Genomic DNA, 17,025 nt, shown 5'->3' with positions numbered 1-17,025 from the left:
TGCACTGCCGATGCAATTTTTTCAAGACCTGCCCTGAGGGCCGACCCATCGGCCCGTGCCTGTCGCAAAGTTAATTGACCGCACGAATTGGAGAACCCAATGTTTGACTCGATCAAAACGCGCCTGATTGGACTCAGCGTTGCCGTGGTTGTGTTGACGCTACTGGCCGCCACCACGGCGAACTACATCATCGTGCGCGGTCACACCCAAAGCCAAGTGCTGACCAACCTAGACGCCTTGGCCGCGGCCCGCGGCGCCACCATTGAGCAGTGGGTGGGCACCCAGAGGAACATCGTCGCCGCCTTGCTGCCCAGCGCCCAGGCCACCGAACCGCGAGCCCTGCTGATTGAAGCCGCCAAGTCGGGCGCACTCGAGGCCGCCTACGTGGCGCACGCCGACAAAAGCATCTTCTTCAATGTCGACCAAAAATTGCCTGAAGGCTACGACCCTACCGGTCGCCCTTGGTACACGCTGGCCGCCAGCAGTGACGGCCCAGTGCTGACAGCCCCCTACATCGACGCTTCCCGCGGTGTGCTGGTAGTCACTTTTGCGCAAGCCGTCAAAGAAGGTGGAAAGGCCACTGCAGTGGTGGCATCAGACGTCTTCTTGACTGATGTGGTGAACACCGTCAAGGCCATCAAGCCGACCCCGCAAGGTTTTGCATTTTTGGTCAACACCAAGGGACAGATCATTGCCCACCCCGACCCCAAGCTTTCCTTGAAGCCGGTGACGGATCTGGCCGCCAGCCTTGATGGCGCCGCCATGAAGCGAGCACAGGACACCGGCGCGCCCTGGGTTGAGGCCCACATCGGAGAGCAAGACGTTCTGCTGCGGGCCGTCGCGATTGCCAACACCGACTGGGTGCTGGTGACGGCGGCCGACAAGGGTGAAGCGCTGGCCTCCATGGGCGCCTTGCTAAGGGCTGCCGCCGGGGTGCTGGTGATCGTCTTGTTGGTTGCGGGTGTTTTGATGACCACCATGATCAGCACCATGCTGGGCGGCCTGGAGCGCGTGCGCTCAGCCCTGGACGAAATCAGCGCAGGCGGTGGCGACCTGACGCGCCGACTGCCCGAACAAGGGCGCGACGAAATCGCCCGCATCGCCGCATCATTCAATCTGTTCACTGAAAAAATTCAGCACATCCTGCTGGACGTTCGTTCGGCCAGCAACTCCATCACCACGGCCTCCACCGAGATCGCCATGGGCGCGCAAGACCTCTCCCAGCGCACTGAGCAAACGGCGGCCAACCTCGAAGAGGCCGCATCGTCCATGGAGGAATTGACCGGCACCGTGCGCCAGACCGCCGACGCCGCGTTGACCGCCAACCAACTGGTGTCATCCGCCTCCGCCGCAGCGGCCAAGGGGGGCGAAGTGGTTGGCCAAGTGGTCGCGACCATGGACGAGATCAACGCCAGCTCCAAGAAAATCAGCGACATCATCGGCGTGATCGACGGCATCGCCTTCCAGACCAACATCCTGGCGCTGAACGCGGCAGTTGAAGCAGCCCGTGCCGGCGAGCAAGGCCGCGGCTTCGCCGTGGTGGCCAGCGAAGTTCGCAGTCTCGCCCAGCGCAGTGCAGAGGCGGCCAAAGAGATCAAGGGCCTGATCGGCGCAAGCGTCGATCGCGTCGAAGTGGGTTCGCGCCTGGTCGAAGCTGCCGGCAATTCAATGAGCGACATCGTCGGCAGCGTTCAACGCGTCAGCGACATCATTGGCGAAATTACCGCCGCATCCAGCGAGCAAAGCGACGGCATTGGCCAAGTCAACAGCGCAGTGGTTCAACTGGATCAGATGACCCAACAAAACGCCGCCTTGGTGGAAGAATCCGCCGCTGCCGCTGAAAGTCTCAAAGATCAAGCCCGCCGTTTGACCGAAGTCGTGTCGGTGTTCCGTTTGAGCCAAGCCGACGCGGGCCAGGGCAGCCACGGAGGCGGCACGGGGTCAGCCGCATCGGCCTCATCAAAAGCCGGCGGCAAGTCCTTGGCCCCAGCGCCCAGGCCTGCACATGGCACCGGCAGCATGGCCCACAAAAGCCGGCCAGCGCCTTCTTCGGCATCGGCAACCAAACCCGTTGCAGCACACGCCGTCACGACACCCACCTCGCCTCCTAAGCCGGCAGCACCGGCGCCTGCACCGGCGGCCAAAGCCAATGCAGCTGGCGACGGGGACTGGGAAACCTTCTGACGTCGCTCTTACTGCGCGGACGCCTCCCGCAGCGACTGCATCACCGGTCGCTGCAAGACGCCGCGCAGCGTCCACCAGCCTGCCCATTGCGCCAGCATCGCGCCACTCAACAAACTGATCAGCGGCACCCAAACATTGAGATGCCACTCAAACCCAAAGACAAAGTGCGCCAACAACGCGCCTGAGGCCACCGCCACCACACCCGCCAAAAAGCCGGCCAGAGCCCCAACACCCAACAACTCGGCTCGCTGAACCTGCGTCAACAACTTACTGCTGGCACCCAACGCACGCATCAAGGCGAACTCACGCGCGCGTTGCTCACGCGTGGCACTGACTGACGCCAACAACACAACCACGCCTGTCGCCAGCGTGAAGGCGAACAACAACTCCACCGCACGAATCACCTGGTTCAACACGCCCTGAACCTGGTTCAGCTGCGCGGACACATCGATCACCGTCAAATTCGGGAACTCCCGGGTCAAGCGCTGATCCAACTCTTTGGCCGCAACGCTGGTCGGCGCGCGAAATGCTGCGACGAAGGTGCGCGGCAACTCAGGCATGTCCGCCCAAGGGAACAAGACAAAGAAGTTCACCCGCATCGACGCCCAATCCACTTTGCGAACACTGCTGATGCGCCCCGCAACGGGCACACCCGCCACGTCGAACTCAAGCTGGTCACCCAACTTCAGCCCCAAGGTCTTGGCCAGCCCCTCTTCCACGCTGACGCCCTGTGTGTCGCCGTCAACCCAACGGCCTTGCACCACCTGGTTCTGTTCAGGCAAACCGGGCGTGTGGCTCAGGTTGAATTCACGCTCAACCAAGCGCTGCGCGCGTTCATCGGTGAAAGTCTGAGGCTTGATTTCATGGTCATTGACGCTCAGCAGCCGGCCGCGAATCATCGGGTACCAGTCATATTTTTCAAGTCCAGCATGCGTGAGTTCGGCGCGAAATGCCGTGGCCTGATCTGGCTGGATATTGATGACAAAGCGGTTCGGCGCATTCTTGGGCGTGGCGTTGCGCCAACTGTCGATCAGGTCCGTGCGCAATAACACCAACAGCGCAAGCGCCAGCAGGCCGACGGCCAAAGACGCCACCTGCACGACCACCAAACCAGGCCGCGCCGTGGCCTGGCGCGTTGCCAACACCAGCCAACGTGGCGCACCGCTGCCTTTGACATTCAGCGGCACCACACGTCGCAACAAAACAACCGCGCCCCAGGCCAGCAGCGCAAAAACGCCAACCGCCAAGGTAAAACCAGCGGCTGCGGCCAAACCCAGGCGCAAGTCGCCCGCCAGCACCATCAAGATCGCCGCAAACCCCACCACGCCAGCGCCCAACACCAGCGCGGAGCTGCCTTTCAAACCCCCTACATCACGGCGGATCACCCGCAACGCTGGCACTGAAGCCAGTTGCAACACCGGCGGCAGCCCGAAGCCCAAGAGCAGGCTCAAACCCAAGGCCAAACCCGCCAAGGCCGGCCAGACCGACGGCAGCGGCAAGCTGACCGTGAACAGGCCAGCCAGCAAGCCCACAAACGCGTAGTGCAAAGCCAGCCCCATCAACACACCGATGAGGCTCGCCGTCAGCCCTGCCGCGCCGAATTCAAGGCCATACGCCAAGGCAATGCGCCGCTGCGGCTGCCCAAGCACGCGCAACATGGCGCAATCATCCAAGTGCCGCACCGCAAAATCGCGCGCCGCCAAGGCAACCGCCACAGCGGCCAGCAACGACGACAGCATCGCCACCAAACGCAAGAATTGGGTGGCGCGGTCCAAAGTTTGGCGCATCTCCGGCCGCCCCGTTTCAAGCGAATCCAGACGCACCCCGCGCCAGGCGGACTTGTCGATCAAAACCTGGGCTTGCCGCACATAACGGCTCACCGCCCCGGCATCACGATCCGCCGCCAACGCCAGTCGATAGCTCACCCGGCTGGCGGGCTGAATCAAACCCGTGGCCGCCAAATCCGCATCGGCCATCATCAGGCGAGGCGCAAAGTTCAAAAACCCAGCGCCGCGATCGGGTTCATTGGCAATCACCCCGCCAATCCGCAACGTAGAGTCACCCAACAGCAGCGGGTCGCCCGTCTTCAAGCCCAAGGACTCCATCACCTGGGCGTCCACCCACACCTCGCCGAGTTTGGGCGCGCCCACCACGCGCCCGTCCTCCAGCAGCAGCTTGCCTCGCAAGGGATAGGCCGTACCCACCGCCTTGACTGCCACCAAGCGGCTCGCGCCCCCTTGTGCCTCAGGCGCCCGCGCCATGCTCGGAAAATTGACCAAAGTGGTTTGCACCAAGCCCGAGTCACGCGCCAGTTGCGCCAAAGCGGGGGGCGTCGGCTGGTCACTCACCAGCACCGCATCGCCGCCCAGCAACTGGGCGGCATCGCGACGCAAGCCACCATCCATCCGGTCTGACAAAAACGCCACCGCGCACAAAGCCGCGACAGCCAAGCTGACCGCCAACATCAGCAAGCGCAACTCGCCGGCTCGCCAGTCTCGCCACAATTGGCGCCAAGCCATGACAACAACCGTCGGCGGAGCGCCGGCCTGTGGGATGGAAGGAAGGCTTGCTGGGGGCAGCACGGCGGCGTCTGATTTGCTCATGATCCGCACTGTAGCGACTCCGCAAGTCACCGCTGCGGCCCCGCCCAATGACCATACAAAAGTCCTGAACGCCGCATTCAGGCGATTGCCACCCCCCAACGCATCGCCGGGCGTCCAATCTAGCCATGATGTCGAACCTGAACACCCCCCGCTTCCCGCCCCTCTTCATCTCGCACGGCTCGCCGATGACGGCGCTGGAGCCCCGTGAAGCGGGCCACTTCATGCAGCAGCTGGGGCAGACGCTGGATGCCCAATTCGGCCGCCCCCGCGCCGTGCTGGCCATCTCCGCGCACACCTTGGCGCGCACGCCGGTCCTGCTTGCCGGGGCCACCCACCACGCAGTCTACGATTTCGGCGGCTTCGACCCCAAGCTCCAGCAGTTGCGCTACGACGCGCTGGGCGCCCCCGCGCTGGCCCGCGAAATCGCAGCCCTCGCCGCACAAACCGGCGTGCCCATCCAAAGCGTGGATCACAGCGGTCTGGACCACGGCATTTGGACGCCCCTGCGCTACATCTACCCCGATGCCGACGTGCCCGTGCTCCCCCTGGCCTTTTCGCCTCACCAAAGCCCGGCCACGCTGTGGGCGCTGGGGCAGATGCTGGCCCCCTTAGCGCAGCAAGGCGTGTTGATCATGGGCACAGGTAGCATCACCCACAACCTCGGGCTGCTGTTCAGCCAAGGCAGCATGCCGGCCATCGATGCCGCGGAAATTCCCGCCAGCGCTGAATTCCGCCAATGGCTGCAGCAACGCATCGCCCTGGCCGACTGGCCGGCCTTGCTGGACTACCGCCGCCAAGCCCCGCACGCCGTCCACATGCACCCAACCGATGAACACCTGCTGCCCTTGTTCGTTGCCGCTGGTGCTGGTGCTGGTGCTGGTGCTGGTGCTGGTGCTGACGAACATAACGCCTCAAGCCAACGCATCCACGCCAGCCTCACCTTCGGGGCCCTGGGCATGGACGCCTATGCCTTCGGTCCACACGCCGCACAACTCGACGCAGCACTGCGCGGGCAGACACACGCGAACCGTGCCCTATAATCTGCGCCGACGCGGGTGTAGTTCAATGGTAGAACTCTTGCTTCCCAAGCAAATCACGTGGGTTCGATTCCCATCACCCGCTCCAATTTAGTGAATCACTAGGGTTCACAAAGCATCAAGCCCCTAAGTAAATCAACGACTTAGGGGCTTTTTCACGTCAGGATGAATCACAACAAGGCTTTACAGCGCAAGGTAGACCGGGGAACAATGCGGAGAACAAACCGGGACACCGGGGCACAAAAAGGAGCGTGTTCCCCGGTTTTTGTTCCCGGTTTTCTGCCAAACCCTTGGATTGCCCCCCATGCTGACCAACGCCGACTGCCTCATCTGTCGGCACTGCGGGCAGATCAGCTACGGCAGCCAATCCGATGATGCAATGGGCCGAGCTTGGCGCGAGCAATACAAGGCCGAGGCCAAATTGGACAAGAACTGGCAGGGCCCCAAGGGAATGCACCACGCCACGCGGGCCAAGCTGATGAACATCATTCACGCTTGCGAGGAACAACGCGACCGCGCACTTTGCGCATTTATGGCGGCGCGGTTTCCGAAGGGCTGGCATTTGTAGCCACATCGGGCAACCAAGGCGGAAGTTGGGAGAGCAAACGGCGCCAAAGGGGGTATGGGCTTTCAATCTCTGCGGCGAAACATCCTGGACACCGCTTGAGGGCACATGCCGAGACAAAATTCTGCTGTTTGAAAACCGTCAGCCAATCAAACAATTAGTTTTCAAATCTGACCCTTGCGGCTTGGCAGACAGGTGTCACAACCTAGCTGTACCCCGGAAGCCGAGGCCGGGTGCGGATAGCGTGCGAGAGAGCAGCCCGAGTGGCAGCGCAAAGTAAACCGGGGAACAAAACAAGGCACACGGCCAGCTATACCCCTATTCAAGGGGCATTCAAGGTCTTATTGGCTTCCCATCACCTTCAAATTTTTCATAAGGCCCTGTCGGGCCTTATCTTTTTGGCGCCGACTTGATCGCTTTGCCTCTGATGATCCAATTGGCGGATACGATTTGGACTACGGTCAGTGCTTGGTCCGCCGCAACGGCGGCACTCTACCGCAGACGCTGAACGGCTGCATCGTCCAGTGCCACCCAGATCACTGCACCTGGCCGGTGAACGTAGGGGATTGGATGAGCTAAGGGCTTCGCATCGCGCAGTACCCAGGCATACCGCCATTTGGCCACCACGCCACTTTGGATTCGACTTGGATCGATCAAGTGCCGTGAGTAGTTATCCAGCATCTGAGCGTCCGTGAATGGGCCCAAGCTATCTACGAGTTCTGCCGTACCAACAACCTGGCCTGATCCTTTGCGAATCAATGCGATGGGGCCGCGGATTTTGGTCGCAGTACTTCGCATCTCCCAAGTCTTCGCGCCGGACAGAATTCGGTCGATGTGTGGCGTGTCGATCACCAAGCCGCGGTCGATAAGTGCCATGTTCTCTTCTCCCCTAAGTTGTGTAATGCATCGCAAGTCGTAGTGCTTGCTCAATCAGTTTCCGACCTCATAGGCTCACCAGGCGAGCTACCGGCAACTCCGCTATCCAAAATCAGCAAAGTCCGCCGCGGTCAAGTCTCCGCAACCGTTGAGCATGTCCGACGCCAAGGCCCGCTTTTTGCCAAGCAGGGCATCCAGCCGCACATCGAAGCTAGGGAAGTCTTTGCTGACCACGCCGGGATAGCACACCGACACGACCCGCTTCTGTCCGATCCGATATGCGCGGGCCGTCGCCTGGTCTTCTTTTGCTGGATTCCAGGTTCGAGTGAAATGGATCACATGATTGGCAGCCTGGATGTTGACTCCGAAACCAACAGCCAACGGAGACAACACGATCACATTGAAACCAGGCTTGTTTTGGAACGCATCTATCAACTGCTGACGGTTCTCCGTTGCCCGAGGGTCCGCAGAGGTGTCTCCATTCACGATGCTGGGAGCAAATCCAAAAAATGCAGCGATGACCCGCTGAAGCTGCAGTTGCAGTTCACGGAACTCACAGAACACGATGACCTTGTGGTCGCCACCCGACTCAGCAGCGGTTTTCTTCAGTCGATTGACCAACCAACCCATCTTGGGCGACTCGTTCACAAGGCGCTCGATTGGAAGTGCTCGAGTGTCGGGCTCAGCATGTCCATGCGGGTCAGAGCAGATCTTGCGAATCGCCTGTAGGGCTTGCAGTTGAGCAGATGGGTTAGTTCTTCGCTGTTCGCGCAGAATCGCCAGCGCCGAGGAATACAAGCGCAACTGATACGCCGACATGGGCAGCTCTTTGCAAGATGCATCCTCCACCGGCACCGGCAAGTCCTTGGCAACTTCGGTTTTTTTCCGATGCAAAATCTGCGGCTGAATCAGCTTGCGCAGCTCTTCCACCTTGGCGATCTGCTCATCGGTCTTGGCCTCAATAGGCTGACGGTAAGTTCGAGAGAAGTGGCTAAGCGCCCCCAGCATCCCTGGCTGAACAAAGTCGAACAAGCACCACAAGTCTGCCAACGTGTTCTCTACAGGCGTCCCAGTACAGGCGATACGAAATCGAACCTTCTGCTTCTTGGCCGAGCGCGTGACCATGGCAGCGGGAGTCTTGATCTTCTGCGCTTCATCGCAAATCATGACCGACCACTGCTGGCTTGCAAGCGCGAACTCCAAGTCCCGCATGGTCTCGTAGGTGGTCAACACCAACTTGGCGTCACCAACCCAATTTTTCTTGAGCAGCCGAGTTACACCTTGCTGCTTGAGCTCTGAATCAACTTCATGCTTGCCGACTCGCAATTGCCGAAGTACATCACCGTACAAGGTCAGCAAGGGCATCGTGTTAGGTTCAAAAAAGCGACCTAGCTCATTGCGCCAGTTATCCAGCAGCGCCACAGGTGCCACGATCAGGGCAGGAGGGAGATTCGGCTCCGCCTCGAAGCAAGTGGCTAGAAAGGTCAGCAGTTGCAAGGTCTTGCCTAGGCCCATGTCATCGGCCAGGACAGTGCCGCGACACATGGTCGGCGAAGCACGCCACAGATGTTGCAGCCATGCCACTCCCGCCCTTTGGTGCTGCTTGAGCGGGTACTCTGTGCGCAAACTGGTAGGCAAGATAGGCTCTAGCCCTTCTGGGGCCAGCAAAGACGTTGCGCGCGCCTCGTCATAGTCGAGTTCATCCAGATTGCGCTTCAGGATCAAGCGCTTCTTGGGCGTTTCTATGCGGCCTACACGCTCAGGCACAAACTCCTTGCGCTGAATATCCTGTGCGGCCTTGGCAAGTGCCTCCACTGCCTTACGCGCATCCACCGTAGGTACGGGCGCCTGCAGACCGGGTAGGCAGACTTGAGCATGTCCACGGGCCTCCGCAATGCGAACAACTTCCTGCAATGCTGGAATCTCTGCAAACTGAATCGGCAAGACGGTCGGCAATGCCTCAGGTCCGTTCTCGATCCGCAAACCAGCGGTCACATTGCCATCGAACCACCCTTGCCCGCCATCATCGCGAGCGATTACAGGGGTCACGAAGGGCTTCTCGACCCCGATGTCTTCGATGCGAGACGAATAGTTACTAAGGTCCAGCACTTCCTCGGCAGTCCAAAGCGCGGGTCGTGCCCACTCCCTCCACCATCCATCCAACTGCTTCTGGTGATCCGCCGTATCACCCAGAATCTCCAACTCATGTCGATGGAAGGCCAAGCACTGCGCCCCTTCCTGCAAGGCCCTTTCAAGACGAGTCATGAAGGATGCAAGTGAATCAGGCGTCATGAACCAAATGGGTTCGGACGGAATGCCCAGCTCGCTCAAGGTCTCAACCTGCAGCCCCACCCGAGTGACCTGACCTCGGGTGCCACGTTCTGCGAACGGTGTGAAGCGCGTGAACTGGATCCCAGCTTCATCTCGGGCACGCTCGAACTGCCGCTGGTCGATCACTGCCTTAGCCTGCTCACCCAACACCGCGTATGGGTTACGTACAAAGGCTTGTGCACGCGGCCCCGCCACACGCCTCCCCGGCATACGCTTGATCTCTGCTAGCACCTCCTTGACCTCGGGCGCCAAGATCACGCGAACTAAAGACGGGCCATCGGGCACGTCATAGCTGTCTTGCAACGGCAAACGGTCGAACAGGCTCAACCATTGGGCCGGTGCGGTCTCGAAGGTGGGAATAACCTCAACCACCCGCGCCTCGCCCTCGCCTCGAGCATCCATGGCCAGTTGCAGTCGCTCGGGCGTCAAGACTATGGTGCGCTCGACATAGTCCGAAACCGGCGCGCCCAAGTCCTTGGCCAGCTTGCGCATGCGCCCGTAAGACTGCTCTTTGAACGCCAAACTGCGCTCTGCTTCTGGATAGGCGTGAAACCTCGCCAACTCATCGAGCAGATGACCTGCAGGTTCAGGAAGCAGCTGAACTGAGGTACCGGTGACCAGCACCTTGCCCTCCAAGCGCGGCGCTGGCTGCAAGGGGCGCCCATTGACGTCCACCCAGGCGTCCAACAGGACTGCAAAATTCTGGTCCATCAGCGCGCCGCGGCTGGTCAGCCTTGGGCGCGCTTGGGATTCAGCCGGTATCGACAATGCCTCTCTGAAACTGGTGAGCTCTGGATGCCTCAAGAGTGCATAGACATCCGTCCAGGAAAGCACGAAGTCCGTTTCGGCACGCTCACCCAAACCTTCAAGAAACACCTGCTGCAAACGCGCCCCGAGGTCTGCCGACGCTGGGAATTCGTAAGGCGTGGCCAACCACTGCGCTGTCGTCGGGGCGGGTGAACGATAGCGAATGCCCTTGGCATCAAACTGAACGGCGGGCGAAGTCACCTTCTGATCGGAACTTGCAGCACCGCGAGAAAAAAAACGATCGAACATGCTTATCTTTCGCCTCTCAACCAATAACCCTTGCCTTCGGCATGTCGAAAGCCATGGGCTACCAGCCGACTCGCAAAACTTCTGAACTCACTAGGGTCGTGCATCAAGACCCAGAAACTACCGCCCTTGTCACGCCGGTCCTCATATTTGAGGCCCACTGTGCGGCAGTGAGCAATGATCTGCATGGCGTCAAACACACTCAGCTTTGTGCCCGCGCCCTCAGCTGACGCATCGTCCAAACTGTCCAAAGACTCTGCTCGCCGCTGGGCCGTCTGAGCAATCTGCTGGGCTGCAGGCCAAGCGGTCTCCGGTCGAGGTTCCACAGGTGCAGGACGGACGCGCAAATGCCCCCTGGATGCAGGCGTGCTTCTCAATAGTCGGCTGAGCTCAGCGTCGAGCTTCCCCTCCCAAGGCCCACTGTGCGAGATTCGAGTCTCATCCACCCGCTGCTTCAACTGGGTCAAAGTGAACTGCGGCTCATCCAAATCGGTCTTGAAGTCACTTGCGGCAAATATGTAGCAGGCGTTGCCGGTTGCACCAAACTCGATGACCAACAGGGGCCCGATTCGCATCACGAACGCGTTGTTTAGGCCATTGGGGTCCGTCAAGACTCGAGCTCGCCCCGCCATCCGGCTACGCAAACCCTTGAACTCAGGACTCGGATTACGCCGAGCATCAGCGCCCAAGATGAACCACATATCTGAGATCTTGGGTTCCCACTTCAACCAGTAGTCCAGACGCCGAACATCGGCACCGCCGTCCTGGGCCAGCAGCTCAAAGAAGTCCTTAATCAAGCGCCGCTTCAGCCAGCCTTCCACCATCTGGCGCGCCGCCTCATCGTTGACTTCGGCGTCCCACGCGGAACGCGCAAGCCAAGGATTGCCCACTTTCGCCAATGCGGTGTCACGCAAACCGCCATGCTCGGTCCGGTCTTCGCACTTGGAGTAACGAGACACAGTCAAGGCCGTGGCCTTGGTCGCCAGTCGCTGCGGCAAACGCAGTTCAATGCGATCGTTCACCAAATCCAGAACACCGGGCAGCCCACGCTTGTATGCAGGATCAGAGCCCGAACATACCAAGCGGACGTAGGCCATCAAGGCATCGTCCCAGACCCAGGAACTACTCGGAATGCCCAGCCCTTCGCACACCGCGCGCAGCCCGCTGGTATCCCCATTTGCCAGCGCCCCGGCGTAAGGCGCACAGGGGTCCTCACCCAGGAGATTGCGATGCTCACCTAGTAGATCCAACCAAGGCGGTGGCTCACCGCGCTGGCGGGCGCCCTTGCGCACACCGTCTAGCTTGGTACCAAGGAAACCACGCAGACGTCGCCAATTGGCCGAACCAGAATCATCATCCTCGCCACTATCTGAAAACCCAAAGTAGGCACTCAGCAGGCCCTGATAACAGCGCCTGAACTGCTTTACCTGGCCTTCCCGCTTTTCCACCGCCGACAGGACCTGGCCAAACAAGGGCCGGCGATCAATTAGACGAACCTTGTGCTTGCCAATCGGCACCGTGACGCCGTAGCACACGTACTTCAGCTCGGTGAAACTGGCGAACGTCTGGGTCTCGTAGAAGCGCGTGAGTGCGGCCTGCATGACGTCGGCATTGGGCTTTGTTTCACCGCTACCAGCCAGATCCTTGCGTATCTCCCGCAAGGCCCTGCTCATGGCCTGCGGGTCACCCCACACTGGCGCGTGGAAAACCAGCTGCGGGTCCATGGCCTCGCCCAAAGCAAGCTTCAGCGCCCCAAGCGATCTTGAATTTGACATTGATTGTTCACATTCAGGGCGTGGGTCAATCGACCATCATCCACGGCAGGTGGTGGCGCCTTCTCCTCATCCTTGCGCTCTTGCCGCGTCTTGAACTCCAACTTGAACTCGATGCGTCGGCTCGCTTCGTCATCCGCACGCAAGGAGTTAAAGGAGGCCCCGCCCACGAAGAACTTGGTGGCAATGAGCTTCCTGTCGTCCTCAGAAAGCGTGTCCGTGAGCGTGGGAGAAGCCCGCAAGAGCTCACACAGAACCCGCCCGCTACGCTCCAGGCTAAGGTTTAGGTTGAACAGGTATGAACCGGTCTGGCTGGCATAACCTTCAACAACCGCACGCTTGAACCAGAGCCGACCTGCCTTTGTATTCCTGAGCTTATCCAAAAGGCTAGGCGTGAACCGTCGAATCACTTCTCGCTGCGGCGGTGAAAGCGTGTTCTGCCCTTCTCGCTCGAACTTGCCGCGGGGGCCAAAGTCAATGGTGTTGCCGATGATGCGAACGCCCTCGAACTCCTTTTGCGTAACGACCCTCTGGACTTCATCCATCAACTCCTCAATGGCCTCGATGCGCTCGCGTTCTTCCCTATCTGCGTCCGACACCTTTTTAGTCACAGCAAGCAAAGCCACGCTCATCGTCACAAGAAAGAGAACCATCAGTGCCGACATCAGATCCGAGAACGAGATCCAGAACGGCTTTTCTCCCTCGTCGCGCGCGCGCCGGCGGGAGGAGGCTTGCATACCTAACATGTTTCAGTCTCCGGCACGTCAAGCACTTTGGGGCATGCTATCCACCACATCACCCAGGTCGCGGATCGCGTCCTTGAGGTAGCCAGTAGCTTGAGCAAGCTCCTGATGGAAACTCCGGTTGCCCTCGCGCAAGGTGGTCTCCATATGCTTGGCGAACTCGGCATGGGCCTGCCCCAGCACCTCAGAAACGGAACCTAGGTAGCTGTCCGCCTCAGTCGCTGCAGCCCCCAGGGTTTCGCTGGCTTGCCGGAGCTGATTGACCAGTTGCGCCGTCATCGCCGCCTCACGCTTGGCTGTCTCGATCGTCTCGCGCAAGTCACGCACCATCGTTGCCAAGGTGTCGCGCACCGCCTTGTGATCACCCAACACCTGCTGTGTGGCGGCGAGAGCCTGGGTCAAAGTGCTGCTGGCTGCGTTCAAACCGCCCAGCGAATCGGTCACCGACCCAGCCGCCAACTTCATATCGGTCAAACGGTCGCCGAGCGTATTGCTGGCCTGGTAAAGCCGCTCAGCACCTGTCCCCATGCGTTCAATGTTCTGTTGGGTGCTGGTCTTCAGGCCGGCAATCGCATCACGCATGGCTGCGGCAGCCGCCTCAACGGCGCCCGTCAAATCATCGACAGCCTCCGCCTGCGCCTCAAGCAAGTCCCCCGTGTGCTTGGCGATCAAAGCCTGCTGCTGCGCCTGCTCCGCCTGCGCCGAGTGCGCCTGTTGCTGCAGGCCCTTGAGTAAGGCATTGGTGCTATCGCCCAACTCGCGCATCATGCCCAGCGTCAGCTCAGCAGACTCCGTCTGGCCCTTGGCCACATTGGACTTCAGCTCATCGATGAAAGCACGCATGTGTTCATTGGCCTCGGACTGACGCGCCTGCATCTGCTGCAAAGCCTCATCCATGCGTTTGGCCATGCCGTCCACTGCGCCTGTACCGGCCTGCTGAATCTGGTTCGCAAGTGCCTCGAAGCGCATCGACGCCTGCTGGATCGTGGCTGCAGTCTGGCCCAGCATCTCATTCACACTGGTCATCTGCGAGCCAAACATTCCCTCCATCTGCGCCATGAAGCCCGAGAGCACGTCGGTCAACAACTTGTTCACCGCCTCACCTTGACTGCCGCTGACGTTCTGCACAGCATCTGAGATGCGAGCCAGGGGTTCCTTGAGCCCTTCGCTGATGCTGCTGGTGATCGTCGAGCCCAGTTGCATGCTGTTAGCGTTCATGGTGGCGATCTGCTGCTGACTGATCTCCGTCAGCACCTGCTTCAAATCGGTGACCAGCGACTCCTTCATCTGCATGGCCTGCGTGGCAGACGTCTCGCTCGCTTCAACCAAGCGCTGCAAATACTCTTCACCAGCGCCTGAGTCATACAGGCTATCAATTAGCCCACATAGCGCCTCCACCTCGGTGTATCGCCAATTGACGAAGAGCTTTTCAAACGTTGTCACCACCATCGCCAACGCAATGGCGCAACCAGAAACAATGAACGCCCCACCAACGCTTGTGATGAGAGTCTCTAAGCTGTTGCGCACAACCCCGGCATCATCTGAGACCTTGAAGCCCTGCAGTCCAAGGATCAGTCCAGAGAAGGTTCCGATGATGCCGAGGCCCGTCAGAATTCCCGGCAAGTGCTTATAGAACTCGGTGCGCAGTGGCGCATCAACCAAAGCCTGCTCAGTAAAAAAGCTATTGGCCATCGCAGTGGCACGCCACCGGCTAACTTCCATCACGCCCATGGCGTTGGCTTGCTTCTGCGGGTGCAAGGTATCCCGAAATTCGTCCCATCCATGACGTAACTCGGTACTAGTCATGACCTCGGTGCCGATGCGATCCAAGTCCAAGACTGTCCCGCTCTGGTTCATCGTTTGGAGCAGTTTCTTCGCAGTACGAAGTTCCTGGCCCACCCGTCGACCGGGAAGGACGAACTGCCAGAGAAAGGCGAGCAACGCGGCCACTAGCAGGCTGCCGACACTCCAGTGCAGAACGGTTGAAATCAGTTCAAATTGATCAGACGACATTGGCAATAGACAGGTAAATGCACAAAAGGCACCCGAACCCAAAAGAGCACTGAATGCCGAAGACAGCAAATTAGGAGGAAGACTTCAAGCCACAACAGTGGTCTTGGGGCAAGGCTGGCCGAAAGCCAGCAAGCCACGCTGCTAGCAAGCCAAGTTACTGCGGGAAGGGATCGCCAGCTCGTTGGCAAAAGAGCTCTTGGCAAGTCTCAAGAGAGGCATCGCGCGCCCAGGGCGCGGCTTGCTGCGGCATGCAGGTGTATGACATAGACCCTTCCCTTCGCCAGTACGTGCCGGCGGCTTTTGGTATTTGCCAATCGACTGTTTTAATTGGCAGTTATGTCTCAATTCTAGTTCAGCCTAAAACCTCAAGGCCGAGTGACATCAACCAACATTTGCAAGAGATCTTTAACCAAACGAAAATCTTCAGCGGCACCTGCGCTGCCATATTGACCGGCGTGCCGATTGGCTTCGATGTGCCTGCTGAACCAGCCTTCCGATGTCAGCGCGAAATGGACTCGGAAAATACAGAAACCGGTCCAACTGCGATGCATGTGCAGCGCGGTGCTCTCAAAATAGATGAACCACTTCTCATCCATTCCGCGGGGCATCGAACCACGGATGAGCTTGGACATGTCCTCAAGGCTGAACTCGCTCTCAAATGGAATCAAGACTCGCTTGGCCGGAAAAGGTCGTTTTTTGAAGTCCGATCTGAGCGCAATTGGGTGTGCATCGCTTGGGAAGATTCGTAAACTCGCTTGAGCGTTGTCGAGAATATCCAGGTCGCCCTCCCTTTTGTCTCTCAATCTAAGTCGGTCAAACTGGGCTGCTGCCGACTTTGTCTAGTACGCGCGGCTTGCGATTCCTCGGCTTTTGAGAGGCCCGCTTGGCAAGTCAGAATTCATAGCGTCCACACGACAGGCAGACTTCGCAGTCGCCAAGTCAATCGCTTCAACTTGGCTCGCGGGACGGCGACTTAAACTTCTCGCCCTTTCTGACACGCCGAGTCGCCATTTGGACACCGAAAAGCTATGTGCAGGGCATCCGGCCCTAGCCAGCGGCGGATAAATATCCCTCATTTGAGGGATCATCACTGGCCGCTGTACAACCTGCCGATCAGCATCGCAACAACGTCTCAGCACAAACCTCAAGGTCTTTTCGCGCTTCGTGTATGATGAGCATCATGCGAAATGAACCCAACCGACGAACCGCCGCCAAAGAAGCTTCACACGAGCGCATCGTGGTGGCCGCGGCACGCGCCATCCGCCGTAGTGGCTATGACGGCACGGGGGTTGCTGACATCATGAAAGAAGCCGGGCTCACGCATGGCGCCTTTTATGCTCATTTCGAATCTCGCGAAGCCATGCTGGCCGAGGCGGCAGACCGTGCCGGCGCTGAATCCAATGCCAATGCAGCGAAGGTCATTGCCAAAGCACCGCCTGAGCAGGCACTGCAAGCGCTGATGCAGGCCTATCTTTCAAAAGCGCATCTGGAGGGCATCGAAACCGGCTGCCCGGTTTCAGCCCTGGGTTCTGAAATGCCCCGCCAATCGCCCGAGGTACGCCGTGCAGCCACGCGCCGCATCAAGGAGATGATTGACCTGATCGCCCGCCAGTTGCCGGACTGGGGGCACCCCAGCGCCCACGAGCGCGCGCTCGTGACCGTGTCCACCATGGTGGGCACCTTGATGCTGGCCCGCGCGGTCAATGACGACGCGCTGTCCGACGCGCTGTGCAGCGCCACCTTGAAAAGCCTCGCCTTGCCAAAAACTGAATCCGCAGGTTGAAGCCTTTTTTTACCCAAAAATATGATGATCATCATACAAAACAACAAGAACGAACGAATCACGGA

Annotated in this window: 11 protein-coding genes and 1 tRNA gene; 5 read left to right on the top strand and 7 right to left on the bottom strand. The window is 59.6% G+C overall.

The window, feature by feature from the left end; translation table 11 throughout:
• Nucleotides 1-99: 99 nt before the first annotated feature.
• Entirely contained in the window at nucleotides 100-2,184 is a 2,085-nt protein-coding gene (locus PRZ01_RS00270; protein WP_273594752.1) for a methyl-accepting chemotaxis protein, read from the top strand.
• 8 nt (nucleotides 2,185-2,192) lie between these two features.
• Here the strand turns inward: PRZ01_RS00270 and PRZ01_RS00265 are convergent, their stop codons facing one another.
• Nucleotides 2,193-4,787, bottom strand: coding sequence for an ABC transporter permease (locus PRZ01_RS00265; RefSeq protein ID WP_409993783.1), 2,595 nt, complete (start codon nucleotides 4,785-4,787; stop codon nucleotides 2,193-2,195).
• A 125-nt stretch (nucleotides 4,788-4,912) separates the two neighbouring features.
• On the opposite strand from PRZ01_RS00265, the gene PRZ01_RS00260 reads away from it, so the two are divergent.
• The 3 genes from PRZ01_RS00260 (at nucleotide 4,913) to PRZ01_RS00250 (ending at nucleotide 6,392) form a co-directional block, all read left to right on the top strand.
• The gene (locus PRZ01_RS00260; RefSeq protein WP_273594751.1) at nucleotides 4,913-5,827 is read left to right on the top strand and encodes a dioxygenase family protein; all 915 of its coding nucleotides are present in this window, start codon (nucleotides 4,913-4,915) and stop codon (nucleotides 5,825-5,827) included.
• Between the two features lie 11 nt (nucleotides 5,828-5,838).
• Nucleotides 5,839-5,912: transfer RNA gene (locus tag PRZ01_RS00255), tRNA-Gly, on the top strand.
• Nucleotides 5,913-6,128: 216 nt separating this feature from the next.
• Entirely contained in the window at nucleotides 6,129-6,392 is a 264-nt protein-coding gene (locus tag PRZ01_RS00250) for a hypothetical protein (protein ID WP_273594750.1), read from the top strand.
• 489 nt (nucleotides 6,393-6,881) lie between these two features.
• Here PRZ01_RS00250 and PRZ01_RS00245 read toward each other — a convergent pair whose 3' ends face one another.
• From PRZ01_RS00245 to PRZ01_RS00220, 6 genes are all read right to left on the bottom strand, one after another.
• Complete coding sequence (locus tag PRZ01_RS00245; RefSeq protein WP_273594749.1) at nucleotides 6,882-7,319, bottom strand: ASCH domain-containing protein; 438 nt, start codon at nucleotides 7,317-7,319, stop codon at nucleotides 6,882-6,884.
• A 48-nt stretch (nucleotides 7,320-7,367) separates the two neighbouring features.
• Nucleotides 7,368-10,232, bottom strand: coding sequence for a DEAD/DEAH box helicase (locus PRZ01_RS00240; protein ID WP_273594748.1), 2,865 nt, complete (start codon nucleotides 10,230-10,232; stop codon nucleotides 7,368-7,370).
• Nucleotides 10,233-10,654: 422 nt separating this feature from the next.
• Nucleotides 10,655-12,424 (bottom strand): EH signature domain-containing protein, encoded by a 1,770-nt coding sequence (locus PRZ01_RS00235; RefSeq protein WP_273594747.1) that lies wholly within the window; start codon nucleotides 12,422-12,424, stop codon nucleotides 10,655-10,657.
• Nucleotides 12,394-13,158, bottom strand: coding sequence for an OmpA family protein (locus tag PRZ01_RS00230; protein WP_273594746.1), 765 nt, complete (start codon nucleotides 13,156-13,158; stop codon nucleotides 12,394-12,396). The genes PRZ01_RS00235 and PRZ01_RS00230 overlap by 31 nt, the downstream gene beginning before the upstream one ends.
• Before the next feature lie 27 nt (nucleotides 13,159-13,185).
• Nucleotides 13,186-15,000 carry an anti-phage ZorAB system protein ZorA gene (gene zorA, locus PRZ01_RS00225; RefSeq protein WP_273594745.1) on the bottom strand — a complete coding sequence of 605 codons (1,815 nt, stop codon included), beginning with the start codon at nucleotides 14,998-15,000 and terminating at the stop codon, nucleotides 13,186-13,188.
• A gap of 542 nt (nucleotides 15,001-15,542) precedes the next feature.
• The gene (locus PRZ01_RS00220) at nucleotides 15,543-15,980 is read right to left on the bottom strand and encodes a hypothetical protein (RefSeq protein ID WP_273594744.1); all 438 of its coding nucleotides are present in this window, start codon (nucleotides 15,978-15,980) and stop codon (nucleotides 15,543-15,545) included.
• Nucleotides 15,981-16,345: 365 nt separating this feature from the next.
• Here PRZ01_RS00220 and PRZ01_RS00215 point away from each other — a divergent pair, with 365 nt between their 5' ends.
• A complete protein-coding gene (locus tag PRZ01_RS00215; RefSeq protein ID WP_273594743.1) occupies nucleotides 16,346-16,960 on the top strand; it encodes a TetR/AcrR family transcriptional regulator in 615 nt (204 codons plus the stop codon).
• Nucleotides 16,961-17,025: the final 65 nt, after the last annotated feature.

This window comes from Roseateles koreensis (genome assembly GCF_028595305.1).
Classification (GTDB): domain Bacteria; phylum Pseudomonadota; class Gammaproteobacteria; order Burkholderiales; family Burkholderiaceae_C; genus Paucibacter_A; species Paucibacter_A koreensis.
The sequence above is the reverse complement of the archived record's forward strand: the minus strand, read 5'-3'. Positions and strand labels throughout refer to the sequence as shown.